This window comes from Nocardioides sp. Z24_21 (assembly GCF_058134345.1).
This window is the reverse complement of sequence record NZ_JBYTTH010000005.1, coordinates 245848-259203: the sequence shown is the minus strand read 5'-3', so window position 1 is coordinate 259203 and position 13356 is coordinate 245848. Positions and strand designations below refer to the sequence as shown.

At 72.9% G+C, this 13356-nt stretch carries 11 protein-coding genes; 8 read left to right on the top strand and 3 right to left on the bottom strand.

Annotation, left to right across the window (positions count from 1 at the left end):
• The first annotated feature begins 204 nt into the window (after positions 1-204).
• The 3 genes from AC3X7Z_RS16715 to ppdK all read left to right on the top strand — a co-directional run bounded on the left by AC3X7Z_RS16715 (position 205) and on the right by ppdK (position 5033).
• The gene (locus AC3X7Z_RS16715; protein WP_489976640.1) at positions 205-1146 is read left to right on the top strand and encodes a type IV toxin-antitoxin system AbiEi family antitoxin domain-containing protein; all 942 of its coding nucleotides are present in this window, start codon (positions 205-207) and stop codon (positions 1144-1146) included.
• Between the two features lie 168 nt (positions 1147-1314).
• The gene (locus AC3X7Z_RS16710; RefSeq protein ID WP_186341672.1) at positions 1315-2340 is read left to right on the top strand and encodes an NUDIX hydrolase; all 1026 of its coding nucleotides are present in this window, start codon (positions 1315-1317) and stop codon (positions 2338-2340) included.
• 14 nt (positions 2341-2354) lie between these two features.
• Positions 2355-5033 (top strand): pyruvate, phosphate dikinase, encoded by a 2679-nt coding sequence (gene ppdK, locus AC3X7Z_RS16705; protein ID WP_489976639.1) that lies wholly within the window; start codon positions 2355-2357, stop codon positions 5031-5033.
• Here the strand turns inward: ppdK and AC3X7Z_RS16700 are convergent.
• Positions 5019-5954, bottom strand: coding sequence for a co-chaperone YbbN (locus AC3X7Z_RS16700; RefSeq protein WP_489976638.1), 936 nt, complete (start codon positions 5952-5954; stop codon positions 5019-5021). The genes ppdK and AC3X7Z_RS16700 overlap by 15 nt on opposite strands.
• Positions 5955-6012: 58 nt before the next feature.
• Here AC3X7Z_RS16700 and AC3X7Z_RS16695 point away from each other — a divergent pair, with 58 nt between their 5' ends.
• Together AC3X7Z_RS16695 and AC3X7Z_RS16690 are read left to right on the top strand one after the other, a co-directional pair.
• The gene (locus AC3X7Z_RS16695; protein WP_186341669.1) at positions 6013-6588 is read left to right on the top strand and encodes a GtrA family protein; all 576 of its coding nucleotides are present in this window, start codon (positions 6013-6015) and stop codon (positions 6586-6588) included.
• Between the two features lie 105 nt (positions 6589-6693).
• The gene (locus AC3X7Z_RS16690; protein WP_186341668.1) at positions 6694-7428 is read left to right on the top strand and encodes an SDR family oxidoreductase; all 735 of its coding nucleotides are present in this window, start codon (positions 6694-6696) and stop codon (positions 7426-7428) included.
• A gap of 25 nt (positions 7429-7453) precedes the next feature.
• On the opposite strand, the gene meaB is transcribed toward AC3X7Z_RS16690, so the two are convergent.
• Together meaB and AC3X7Z_RS16680 are read right to left on the bottom strand one after the other, a co-directional pair.
• Positions 7454-8410 (bottom strand): methylmalonyl Co-A mutase-associated GTPase MeaB, encoded by a 957-nt coding sequence (gene meaB / locus AC3X7Z_RS16685; protein WP_186341667.1) that lies wholly within the window; start codon positions 8408-8410, stop codon positions 7454-7456.
• Between the two features lie 36 nt (positions 8411-8446).
• Positions 8447-9637: an acetyl-CoA C-acetyltransferase gene (locus tag AC3X7Z_RS16680; protein WP_186341666.1), complete on the bottom strand. Its 1191-nt coding sequence runs from the start codon at positions 9635-9637 to the stop codon at positions 8447-8449.
• A 208-nt stretch (positions 9638-9845) separates the two neighbouring features.
• Between AC3X7Z_RS16680 and mce the strand changes: the two genes are divergently transcribed.
• From mce to AC3X7Z_RS16665, 3 genes are all read left to right on the top strand, one after another.
• Entirely contained in the window at positions 9846-10310 is a 465-nt protein-coding gene (gene mce / locus AC3X7Z_RS16675; protein ID WP_186341665.1) for a methylmalonyl-CoA epimerase, read from the top strand.
• A gap of 134 nt (positions 10311-10444) precedes the next feature.
• Positions 10445-11785 carry a crotonyl-CoA carboxylase/reductase gene (gene ccrA, locus AC3X7Z_RS16670; protein ID WP_206054540.1) on the top strand — a complete coding sequence of 447 codons (1341 nt, stop codon included), beginning with the start codon at positions 10445-10447 and terminating at the stop codon, positions 11783-11785.
• A gap of 153 nt (positions 11786-11938) precedes the next feature.
• Positions 11939-13297, top strand: coding sequence for a hypothetical protein (locus tag AC3X7Z_RS16665; protein WP_489976637.1), 1359 nt, complete (start codon positions 11939-11941; stop codon positions 13295-13297).
• Positions 13298-13356 lie beyond the last annotated feature (59 nt).

Below are 13356 nucleotides of genomic sequence, written 5' to 3'. Positions count from 1 at the left end.
AGGTATGTCGTCGAACCCGCACTTCCCATGGTCAGCTCACCGTGGGAGGTGCGGGTTCGTCTGCATCCCTTGATGAACCAGCAGACGGCGACACGGAGAGGTGCGCGGACCACGAGCCGTCCCCAGCCCTCCTTCGCGGGTGGTTGTCCACAGTGAGGTGGACCGCCACTGCCGGCGTGGCATTGCGCGGTCGAGGGTGCTCCCATGGATGACCCGCTTCGTGCCGTCTCCCGGGAGAGCGGCTTCTTCACGCGTGCCCACGCCCGTGAGGCCGGGTACGACGATCGCGCGGTGGCGCGCGAGCACCGGTCGGGCAGGTGGCTGCGGATCCGGCGCGGCTACTACGTCTTCCCCGACGTGTGGCACGCCGCCAGTGCCGAGGAACGACACCTCGTGCGCTGTCGTGCGGTCCTCGACTCGTTGGGCGACGTCGTCGCCCTGAGCCACGTCTCGGCGTGCCTCGCGTGGGGGATCGACGTCTGGGGCGTGCCGCTGGACCGCGTCCACGTCACCCGGCTCGACGGTGGCCCCGGGCGCGTGGAGGGCGATGTGGTCCACCACGAGGGCTTCGTGGCCGACGACGAGGTGACCGAGGCTGGCGGCGTCCGCGTGCTGACGGCGCCGAGATGCGTCCTCGAGGCGGGTTCCGCGGCGACCGCGGAGGCGGCGCTCGTGCTGCTCAACTCAGCGCTGCACCGAGGAGAGTGCACGATCGCCGACATCGGCAACCAGTTCGACCTCATGGCTCGGTGGCCGCGCATGCGCCATCTCCACGTGCCGGTGCGCATGGCGACCGACCAGGCGGAGTCGGTCGGGGAGTCCCGCGGGCTGTGGCTCTTCTGGGTCGAGCACCTGCCCGCGCCCGTCCTGCAGCACGAGGTGTACGCCGGCGGACGGCTCGTGGGGCGTACGGACTGGGCGTGGCCGCGTCACCACGGCCTGGGCGAGTTCGACGGCAGGGTGAAGTACGGCCGGCTCCTCCGGCCGGACCAGGCGCCCGGCGAGGTGGTCTTTCGCGAGAAGCGACGCGAGGACGAGCTCCGCGAGGTCACCGGCGCCTGGATGGTCCGGCTCGTCTGGGCCGACCTCGACCAGCCTGCTCCCACCGCCGCACGCCTGCGCCGGCTGATGTCCGCGGCCAGCTGACGTCGTGCGCCCCGCTCGCGGGCCGCATGAGCGGTGACGGTTCATCAAGGTATGCAGCCGAACCAGCACTTCCCGCGCTCAACTCGCCGAGGGAAGTGCGGGCTGGGCTGCATACCTTGATGAACCAGCAGGGGGCCGCGCCCACCCCGCTCTGGCTAGGGTGGTCCGGTGCCTGCCCCCCAGCCGACGCTGACTGACGGGACCGTCACGCTTCGACCGTGGCGCGACGACGACATCGAGCCCGCCGCGGCGGGACACGACGACGACATCGACTTCTGGTTCGGCAACGCCGAGCGCCCCACGGTCGAGGCGCAGCGCGAGATCGTGCGCGGGTGGCGCGAGCGCGCCGCGAGCGGCGACTTCGCCAGCTTCGTCATCGAGGAGGCGACGACCGGCGGACCGGCGGGGGTGGTCGAGGTGCGCCGGATCGCCGAGCGGGGCGTCGAGCTCTCCTGGTGGTTGTACGCCGGCCGGCGCGGTCGCGGGCTGGCGACGCGTGCCGTGCGCGTGGTCACCGACTGGGCGCTGACCGGCGCCGACCAGGGCGGCTGGGGCGCGACCCGCGTCCAGGCCCGGGTCGAGCCGGGCAACCGGGCGAGCATGCGCGTGGCCACCCGGGCCGGCCTGCGCCAGGAGGGTGTCCAGCGGGTCGAGCCCGGGTCGGGCGACCGCCCGGAGACCACCGAGTACGTCGTGCTGGCGCGGCTGGCCGGCGACCCGCCGCTGTCGGACCCCGAGAGCTTCCGCTCGCTGCTCAACTCCTTCCTGCCCCGCAAGCGGGCCATCTCCCAGATGCTGCTGCGCGACCCCGACGGCCGCGTGCTGCTGTGCCAGCTCACCTACAAGCGCGACTGGGACCTCCCCGGCGGCGTCGTCGAGGTCGGCGAGTCCCCGCGGCTCGCGGTGCAGCGCGAGGTGGAGGAGGAGCTCGGCCTCGAGGTGGAGCCCGGCGCCCTCGTGCTCACCGACTGGTTGCCGCCGTGGGGCGGCTGGGACGACGCGCTGTGCCTGGTCTACGACGGCGGCACCCACGCCCCGGAGGTGCTGGAGGACGTGGTGATGCAGGAGCGCGAGATCCGCGACGTGCGCTTCTGCACGCTCGAGGAGGTCGACGAGCTGGCCGCGGACTTCACCGCCAGGCGGGTGCGCGCGGCCGTTGAGGGGACACTGCCGTATACGGAGTCCGGCCGCTGAGGCAGGATGCGACCATGACCTGGGTCTACGACTTTGCGGACGGAAACAAGGACCAGAAGGACCTCCTGGGCGGCAAGGGAGCCAACCTGGCGGAGATGACGAGGCTCGGGCTGCCGGTCCCACCGGGCTTCACCATCTCGACCGAGACCTGTCGCGCCTACCTCGCCGAGGGTGGCGAGCCCGAGGGCCTGGCCGAGGAGGTCACCGCCCACCTCGCGGCGCTCGAGGAGGCCATGGGCAAGAGGCTCGGCGACGCCGACGACCCGCTCCTGGTCTCGGTGCGCTCGGGCGCGAAGTTCTCCATGCCGGGCATGATGGAGACCGTCCTCAACGTCGGCCTCAACGACACCTCCGTCGCCGGTCTCGCCGCGCGCAGCGAGTCGGACCGCTTCGCCCAGGACTCCTACCGTCGGCTCCTCCAGATGTTCGGCAGCACCGTCCTGCACGTCGACGCCGAGCTGTTCTCCGACGCGCTCGACGAGGCCAAGCGGGCCAAGGGCACCGACTCCGACCTCGACCTCGACGCCGACGACCTGCGCGGGGTCGTCGAGGCGTTCAAGGCGATCATCGTCGACCAGACCGGCAGCGAGTTCCCGCAGGACCCCCGCGACCAGCTGGACCTGGCGGTCCGGGCGGTCTTCGACTCCTGGAACACCGATCGCGCCCGCCTCTACCGCCGCCAGGAGCGCATCCCCGAGGACCTCGGCACCGCGGTCAACGTGCAGGCGATGGTCTTCGGCAACTTCGGCATGGACTCCGGCTCGGGCGTGGCCTTCACCCGCGACCCCGCCAGCGGCGAGCAGGGGGTCTACGGCGACTACCTCCAGAACGCCCAGGGCGAGGACGTCGTCGCCGGCATCCGCAACACCGTCCCCCTCGCCGACATGGCCGAGATCGACCGTCGGTCCTACGACGACCTGATGGGGATCATGACGCGCCTGGAGCGGCACTACCGCGACATGTGCGACATCGAGTTCACCGTCGAGCGCGGCAAGCTCTGGATGCTCCAGACGCGCGTGGGCAAGCGCACGCCGGAGGCGGCCTTCCGCATCGCGGTGCACATGGTCGACGAGGGCCTGATCCAGCTCGACGAGGCCGTGCTCCGGGTGAGCGGTGACCAGCTCGCCCAGCTGATGTTCCCCCGCTTCGACGAGACGTCGGAGCGCACCCTGCTCGCCACCGGCATGAACGCCTCCCCCGGCGCGGCCGTGGGCAAGGCGGTCTTCGACTCCGACACCGCGGTCGAGTGGGCCGAGCGCGGTGAGGACGTGATCCTGGTCCGCAAGGAGACCAACCCCGACGACCTGCGCGGCATGGTCGCCGCCCGCGGCATCCTCACCAGCCGCGGCGGCAAGACCTCCCACGCGGCGGTCGTCGCGCGCGGCATGGGACGTACGTGCGTGTGCGGGGCCGAGTCGCTCGACGTCGACGCGCGGGCCAAGGAGTTCCGCGTGCGCGACGGCGAGACCGTCCGCGAGGGCGACGTGATCTCGATCGACGGCACGACCGGCGAGGTGTTCGCCGGTGCGGTGCCCGTCGCCGACTCCGTCGTGGTGCGCCACTTCGAGGGCGAGAGCCTCGACGACGACCTCGCGCACGCCGTCGCCCGCATCATGGCCCACGCCGACGGCGCCCGGCGGCTGCGCGTGCGCACCAACGCCGACACCCCCGACGATGCCGCCCGCGCCCGCCGCTTCGGCGCCCAGGGCATCGGCCTGTGCCGCACCGAGCACATGTTTCTCGGCGAGCGCCGCGAGCTCGTGGAGCAGCTCATCGTGGCCCAGGGCGAGGACGGCGTGGAGGACGCGCTGGCCGCGCTGCTGCCCCTGCAGCGCCAGGACTTCACCGAGATCCTCGAGGCGATGGACGGGCTCCCGGTGACGATCCGGCTCCTCGACCCGCCCCTGCACGAGTTCCTCCCCGACCTCACCGACCTGAGCGTCGAGGTGGCGCTCGCCGAGGAGCGGGGCGAGGTCGACGAGCGCGCGGCGACCCTGCTCACCCACGTGCGGCGCCTGCACGAGCAGAACCCGATGCTCGGCCTGCGCGGCGTGCGGCTCGGCATCCAGATCCCCGGACTGTTCCGCATGCAGGCCCGGGCCATCGCCGAGGCCGCGGCCGACCGGATGGCCGCCAACGGCAGCCCCCGCCCCGAGATCATGGTGCCGCTGGTCGCCAGCGTCCGCGAGCTCGAGATCGTGCGCGCCGCGATCGAGCAGCAGATCGCCGCGGTCGAGGAGGAACGCGGCATCACGCTCGACATCGCGATCGGCACGATGATCGAGCTCCCCCGCGCGGCGTTCCTCGCCGACCGCATCGCCCAGGCGGCCGACTTCTTCTCCTTCGGCACCAACGACCTCACCCAGATGGCGTGGGGCTTCTCCCGCGACGACGTGGAGTCGTCGTTCTTCTCCCGCTACTTCGAGCACGGCATCTTCGACGTCTCGCCGTTCGAGTCGCTCGACCAGCGCGGCGTGGGCGGCATGGTGGAGATGGGCACGACGAAGGGCCGCGAGACCCGTCCCGACCTCAAGGTCGGCGTCTGCGGGGAGCACGGCGGCGACCCGCGGTCGGTGCACTTCTTCGACGACGTCGGCCTCAACTACGTCTCGTGCTCGCCCTTCCGCGTGCCGGTCGCACGCCTCGAGGCCGGACGCTCGGTGCTGGCGAAGCGCGACTCAGAAGAGCGCTGAGGCCAGGTTGCGACGACCCGCCAGCACGCGCGGGTCGTCGTTGCCGACGGCCGCGAACAGACCGAGCAGGTGGTCGCGGGCGCGCTCGCGGTCCTTGTCGCTCGTGCGGGCGACCAGGCCGACCAGCCGGGCGAAGGCGTCCTCGACGTGGCCGCCGAGCATGTCGAGGTCGGCGACCATGGTCTGGGCATCGACGTCGTCGGGGTTGTCGGCGGCCGCCGCACGCGCGGCGGCGAGGTCGACCCCCTGCGTACGCTGCATGACCTTGGCGATCGCGAGCCCGCCCGCGGCCTCGACGTCGGCCGGGTTGGCGTCCACGAGCTTCTGGTACTCCGCGACGGCGGCGTCGATGTCGCCGGCGGCGAGCGCGTCCTGGGCGGGCGCGTAGCGCGGGTCGACGGTCTCCTCCTCGCCCTCGGCGTCGGGCACCGCGCCGGTGCGCGGCTGGTGGCGGCCCGTGATGCCCTGGGCGGTGAGCTGCTGGGCGACCTGCGTGAGCGCGGTGCGCAGCTCGTCGATCGGCAGCGGGTCCTGCAGCAGCGGCATCGGGCGGCCGTCGACCACGGCGACGACCAGCGGGATCGACGGGATCTGCATGGCCTGCGCGATCTGCGGCGTGGCGTCGATGTCGACGAGGCCGAGCAGGTAGCGACCCTCGTGCTCCTCGACCACGGTCGCGAGGTCGTCGGCGAGCTGGCCGCTCTCGGGCATCCGGGAGCGCGAGTAGAAGGCGAGGAGCACGGGCGCGGTCATCGACTGCTCGAGCAGGCCCTGGAAGCTCTGCTCGTCGACGGTCACGCTGTAGGAGTGCGCGCCGGTCGGCGAGGTGGGGTGGGGAGCGGGTGCGCCCGCCTGGGGTGCGGGCCGGCCGAGACCGGACAGGTCGATGGCACCGGGGCGGCTGAACGGCTGCTGCGTCATGGGCCCAATCCTAGGGAGCGCGACCATGCTCGCGCGCCCGGGTCGGTAGCCTCACGGCATGGGATCCCGGGCGGCCGCCCTGCTGACGCGGCACCGGCGCAACGTCGGCCTGCTCGCCCGCTTCGGTGTGGTGGGCGCCTCGGGCGTGCTGGTCAACCTGCTCACGCTGGTCGTGCTGCGCCGCCTCGGCCCGCACTTCGACGACGCCGTCGTCGCGATCGGCTCGTCCGGCTTCAACCTGCGCTGGTACCACGTCTACTCCACGATCGCCTTCCTCGTGGCCAACCTGTCCAACTTCCAGCTCAACCGCACGTGGACCTTCAAGAGCAGCGGCGCCGCGCCCTGGTGGCGCGAGTACTGGCCGTTCTTCGTGGTGGGCGTCGGCTGCCAGGTGGTCGGACTCGCGCTGCTCACCCTTCTCATGCATCCCCACTCCCCGATCGGCCTGTCGCGCGAGCTGCTCGACGACTCCTCGGGCCTGCGCAACCGGCTCTACTGGGCCCAACTGATCGTGATCACGCTGGTGACCCCCCTGTCGTTCGTGGTCAACAAGCTCTGGACGTTCGCCGCGGTGCGCACGGCCCGCGTAGACCTGGGCGAGCCGCGCCGGGCCGACGACGTACGGACGCGGTGAGCGTCGGCGCGCGACGGGGCTGAAGAGGCCCCCTCCAGCACCTGTCACTGGGGGGCTACTGCGTGGTACAACAAGCCGGGGTCCGACGGGAGGGGTGCGACGGGCATGACGACATCCGGGTCGTACGACTTCACCGGCTACCAGGTGCTGGTCGTCGGTGGCGCGCGCGGCGAAGGGCACGCCATCGCCTCCGACTTCGCGTCCTCCGGCGCCTCCGTGACCGTGACCGGCACGATGATGCTGCGCTCCCTCTACGACACCGATCTCTCGGCGTTCGACTACGAGTCGGTCAACCTCGCTCGGCAGGACTCGATCGACCACCTCGCCGCGTCGATCACGCACATCGACGTCCTGGTGCTGGCGGCGCCCTGCGCGCTCCCCCACGGCCTTCCCCCCGACGAGCAGGCCTTCATCGCCCAGGCCGTCCGGTCGGGGCTGCTCGGACCGACGTTCCTCACCACTCGGCTACGGCTCAAGCTCGGGCAGAGCCCGGCCCTGGGCGGGGGGTGCGTCGTCCACACGGGGGCGGTGACGAGCTGGCTGCAGCTCTCCGGCACCCCGGAGGCGGCCCGCCGCGACCTCGTCGAGACGACGGCCCGCGCCGGCCACAACTGGGCCGGCCTCGGCGTGCGCGTCAACGCCGTGCTCCCGATGTCGCCGTCGGTGCTGCCGCGCCAGTACGCCCCCGGCCCCGCGTCTGGCGGCGGCAGCCGGACCGCCGGCGGCACGCTCGTGCGGGCCCGCTCGCCGCAGGTCGCCGACGCCGTCGCCGATGCGACGCTCTTCCTGGCGAGCAGTGCCGCCGCCCGGATCACCGGCCAGACCCTGCTGATCAGCTGACGCCGCAGCCCCGGGCGGTTCCCGCTCAGTCGGCCAGCAGCTCGTCGGCCGCCGCGTAGGGGTCGACGTCGCCCGCGGCCACCCGCCGGGCCAGGACGTCGAGCTCGGCTCCCGCCTCGGTGCGCCCCCAACGCTCCCGCAGCGCGGCGAGCGCGATCGCCTCGACCTCGTGCCGGGCACGGAGCGTACGACGGCGCGCGAGCTCGCCCGACTCCGCGAGCCACGCGGCGTGCCGGTCGACCTCGCCGAGCAGCGCGTCGACCCCCTCGCCGGTGCTCGCCACGGTCTGGACCACGGGCGGACGCCACGCCCCGTCTCGACGCTCCGCCATGGACAGCATGGTGCGCAGCTCGCGGCGGGTGCGGTCGGCGCCCTCGCGGTCGGCCTTGTTGACCGCGTAGACGTCACCGACCTCGAGGATCCCCGCCTTGGCGGCCTGGATCCCGTCACCCATTCCCGGGGCGAGCAGCACGAGCGTCGTGTCGGCCAGCCCGGCGACCTCGACCTCGCTCTGCCCCACGCCGACGGTCTCGACGACCACGACGTCGCACCCGGCCGCGTCGAGGACGCGGACCGCCTGCGGCGTGGACCACGCGAGCCCGCCGAGGTGGCCGCGGGCACCCATCGAGCGGATGTAGACGTCGCGGTCGAGGGCGTGGTCGCCCATCCGGACCCGGTCGCCGAGCAGCGCCCCACCGGAGAACGGCGACGAGGGGTCGATGGCCAGGACGCCGACGCGCCTGCCCGAGCGCCTCAGCCCGGTGACGAGCGCGTTGGTCGTGGTCGACTTGCCCACGCCCGGCGCGCCGGTGATGCCCAGCACGTGGGCGCGCCCGGCGTGCGGGCCGAGCGCGGCCATCACCTCCCGCAGGAGCGGGGACGCGTCCTCGACGAGGGTGATCAGCCGGGCCACGGCGGCCGGGTCGCCCCGGCGGGCGCGATCGACGAGGTCGGGCACCGTTACGGCGCCACGCCTCGTCATGCCGCCGGACACGCCCCCGCCGCCGCGCCGGTGCGCTCAGGCAGAGGGGACCCGGACGATCAGGGCGTCGCCCTGGCCGCCACCGCCGCACAGCGCGGCCGCGCCGACGCCCCCGCCGCGGCGCTGGAGCTCCAGCGCGAGGGTGAGCACGACCCGGGTGCCGGACATGCCCACGGGGTGGCCGAGGGCGATCGCGCCGCCGTTGACGTTGACCTTGGCGTCGTCGATGCCGAGCTCGCGCGCCGAGGCGATCCCGACGGCGGCGAACGCCTCGTTGAACTCCACGAGGTCGAGGTCGGTGGGCGAGATGCCCTCCTTCTCGCAGGCCCTCGCGGTGGCGGCGGCCGGCTGCAGCTGGAGGGTCGAGTCGGGCCCGGCGACCTGGCCGTGCGCGCCGATCTCCGCGAGCCAGGTCAGACCGAGCTCCTCGGCCTTCGCCTTGCTCATCACGACCACCGCGGCGGCGCCGTCGGAGATCTGCGAGGCCGAGCCCGCCGTGACGGTGCCGGCCTTGCTGAAGGCGGGCCGCAGCTTGCCCAGCGACTCGACCGTGGTGTCACCGCGCACGCCCTCGTCCTCGGCCACCACGACCGGCTCGCCCCGGCGCTGCGGGACCTCGACCGGCACCACCTCGTCGGCGAAGACGCCGTTCTTCCAGGCGACGGCGGCCTTCTGGTGCGAGTAGGCGGCGAAGGTGTCCTGCTCCTCGCGGGTGAGGTTGGCGCCCGCGGCGTTGCACTCCTCGGTCAGCAGGCCCATCGCCTGCGAGGTGAACTGGTCGAACAGCGCGTCGTAGGCCATCGAGTCGACGAGCGAGACGTCGCCGAACTTCACGCCCTCGCGCGACTTGGGAAGGAAGTGGGGCGCGTTGGTCATCGACTCCATGCCGCCCGCGACCACGATCTCGCACTCGCCCGCCCGCACGAGCTGGTCGGCCAGCGCGATGGCGTTGAGCCCGGAGAGACAGACCTTGTTGATCGTGATCGAGGGGACGTCCATCGGGACCCCGCCCTTCACCGCGGCCATGCGGGCCGGGTTCTGGCCGGCGCCGGCCTGGATGACCTGGCCCATGATCACGTAGTCGACCTGGTCGCCCGTGACCCCGGCCTTCTCGAGGGCGCCCTTGATCGCGACGCCGCCGAGGTCGGCGGCGGTGAGGTCCTTCAGCCCGCCGAGCAGGCGGCCGATCGGGGTGCGGGCCCCGGCGACGATGACGGATCCGGACATTGAGGTGCCTCCAGTCGAAAGGATCGAGGTGCTGCTCCTTCGGACCCTACCCACCTCGGTGACGGCGCCGGGAGGGTGTGGTGCCGGCGTCCCGTGAGGCACGCGTCACACCCCGGGTCGGCGCTCTCGTTCCGGGACCCCCGCTCAGTCCGCGTGGTGACGCTCACACCCCCTCGCCCCCGGGCGCCGCGTCGGCCACCATGTGCGCATGAGCCCCGACCTGCCCGGACACCCCCTCGGTGACGTCCAGCACCTGTTCACCGCCATCGACCACGTGGGCATCGCCGTCCCCGACCTCGACGAGGCGATGGCCTTCTACCGCGACACCTACGGCATGGAGGTCCTCCACGAGGAGGTCAACGAGGAGCAGGGCGTGCGCGAGGCGATGGTCGGGGTCGGCGACTCCGGCTCGTGCATCCAGCTGCTCGCCCCGCTGACCCCCGAGTCCACGATCGCGAAGTTCCTCGACCGCAACGGCCCGGGCATCCAACAGCTCGCCTTCCGCGTCGACGACGTCGAGCACGTGGCGGGCGTCCTGCGCGAGCGTGGGCTGCGCCTGCTCTACGACGCCCCGCGCCGCGGCACCTCCGACAGCCGGGTCAACTTCATCCACCCCAAGGACGCGGGCGGCGTGCTGGTCGAGCTCGTCGAGCCCGCCGCGTCCGCGCACTGACGCCCCCGCCCACCAGCACCCGCGGGCTCGCCCCGGGCCCCACCGCGACGTACGTCACACCATCCACCACCAGTGGTTACTCGCCGGTATCGTCCCCGGCACTCGTCCCCCCGATGCCGCACCAGGAGACACCCGTGCACCACATCCTCGACGCCATCCAGTCCGGCAGCGCCACGGCGGAGGACTTCGCCAGCCTCGACCTCCCGGAGTCCTACCGCGCCGCCTTCGTCAAGAAGGACGAGGTCGACATGTTCGAGGGGGTGGCGTCGAAGGACAAGGACCCGCGCGCGTCGCTCCACGTCGAGGACGTGCCGCTGCCCGAGCTCGGACCCGGCGAGGCGTTCGTGGCCGTGATGGCGAGCGCCATCAACTACAACACGGTGTGGACCTCCATCTTCGAGCCGGTGTCCACCTTCGGGTTCCTCGAGCGCTACGGCCGCAACAGCGAGCTGACCAAGCGCCACGACCTGCCCTACCACGTGGTGGGCTCCGACCTGTCCGGCGTCGTGCTCAAGACCGGCCCCGGCGTCACCAAGTGGAAGCCCGGCGACCGGGTGGTGGCCCACTGCCTCTCCGTCGAGCTCGAGGGTCCCGACGGCCACAACGACACCATGCTCGACACCGAGCAGCGGATCTGGGGCTTCGAGACCAACTTCGGCGGCCTGGCCGACGTGGCGATGGTCAAGGCCAACCAGCTCATGCCCAAGCCGGAGCACCTGACCTGGGAGGAGGCCGCCTCCCCCGGCCTGGTCAACTGCACCGCCTACCGCCAGCTCGTCAGCAAGAACGGCGGCGACATGAAGCAGGGCGACAACGTCCTGATCTGGGGCGCCTCCGGCGGCCTCGGCGGGTTCGCGACGCAGTACGCCCTCAACGGCGGGGCGACCCCGGTGTGCGTGGTCTCCAACGAGGAGAAGGCTTCCATCGCCCGCAGCATGGGCGCGGAGCTGATCATCAACCGCTCCGAGGAGGACTACAGGTTCTGGAACGACGAGGGCACCCAGCAGGACCCGCGGGAGTGGAAGCGCTTCGGCGCCCGCATCCGCGAGCTCACCGGCGGCGAGGACATCGACATCGTCTTCGAGCACCCGGGCCGGGAGACCTTCGGCGCCTCGGTCTTCGTCACCCGCAAGGGCGGCACCATCACCACCTGCGCGTCCACCTCGGGCTACATGCACGAGTACGACAACCGCTACCTGTGGATGAACCTCAAGCGCATCATCTCCAGCCACTTCGCCAACTACCGCGAGTCGTGGGAGGCCAACCGCCTCATCGCCAAGGGCAAGATCCACCCGACCCTGTCGAAGACCTACACCCTCCAGGAGGTCGGGCAGGCGGCCCTCGACGTCCACCAGAACGCCCACCAGGGCAAGGTCGGCGTGCTCTGCCTGGCCCCCGAGGAGGGCCTCGGCGTCCTCGACCACGAGATGCGCGCCCAGCACGAGACCGCGATCAACCGCTTCCGCGGCGTCTGAACGCCCCGCACCCGCACCCGGCCTGCGAGGGTCGTCACACCCCGGTTCGCCGACCAGATCCCGGTCGCCCGCGAGCCGGGGTGTGAACTTGAGGACCCATCGGAGAGACTGGCCGGGACGCAGTCCGTACGACGTGAGAGTGGGTGCCGCAGCATGGCTTCCGACCAGGGCCTGTCCATCTTCGACGAGCCGGAGCCCGCCGACGGCAAGGCCACCCCTTCCGGCCCCGCCGGCACCGGCACCGGCGGGGCCGGCACCGAGAGTCGGACGACCCCGGACTCCGCCGCCGAGGAGACCCAGGTCCTCCCGGTGACCCCGAAGGAGACGCCGGACGACGAGCCACGCCGCGCCCCCGCCGGTGGGGCGACGACCCCCGCTCCCCCGCCGGCCACCCCGCCGGCCACCCCGCAGGCCAACCAGCCGGTCCGCGCAGCGGCCCCGGTGCCGCGGGGCGAGACCACCCGGCGCGCGCCCGTGGTCCCCCCGCCCGCGCAGCTCCCCCCGGTGCCCGCACCGGCAGCCGGTCCGCTGCCGGTGGTGCGGCGCGGTGGCTACGACAAGGCGGCCGTCGACCAGCGCCTCGGCCAGCTCCTGAGCGAGAAGTCGGGCCTGGCCACCAGCCTGGCCAGCAGCGAGCAGCAGGTCATCGAGCTCGAGGCCGAGCTCGAGCGGCTGCGGGTCGAGGTCGCGGAGAACGCCAACCCGACCTACGCCGGACTGGGCGGCCGGGCGACCTCCATGCTCAAGATGGCCGAGGACGAGGCCGCCGACGTGCGCGCCGCCGCCCGCCGCGAGGCCGACGAGATCCGCGCGCAGGCCGAGCGCGACGCCCACAGCATCCGGGCCGACGCGGCCCGCGAGGCCGACGACATGCGGATGGTCCAGCTCAAGGAGCTCGACGAGATGCGCTCGCGCCTGACCACCGACGCCGAGACCGAGCGCGCCCTCGCCAAGGCCGAGGCCGACGACCTGCTTGCGGCCGCCCGGCGCGAGGCCGACCAGCTCCGCCTCGCCGCACAGCAGGAGACCAACGAGGTGCGCGTGACGGCGACCCGCGAGGCCGAGCAGGCCCGCGCCGCCGCCGACCGCGAGGTCCAGGAGGCGCGTCGCACCCTGGCGGTGGAGAAGGAGCGCCTCGCCCGCGAGGCCGCCGAGCACCACAGCAACGCCACCGCCGAGACCCAGCGCCTGGTCGCCGAGGCCGAGGCACGCGCCAACGCCGCCGAGCAGCGAGCGCGCGAGGCGACGGCCCAGGCCACGGCCCACCGCCAGCAGGCCCAGTCGGAGTCCGAGGGCCTGCTCTCCCGCGCCCGGCGCGAGGCCGAGCAGATCGTCGCCTCGGCCCGCACCCAGGCCGACTCCATCGGCGCCACCCGCATCGCCCAGGCGGAGCGGGAGCTGGCCAACATCCAGGCGGAGGTCGATCGCGCGGCCAAGCGCCGCGACGCGATCACCGCCCAGCTCGGCGCCCTGCGCGACGTGGTCGCGGGCTTCGCCGAGGACGAGTCCTGAGCTGGCGCGACCGGCTCCGGGCGCTGGTCGCCTCCGGGTCCGGGAACTCGCCCGACCAC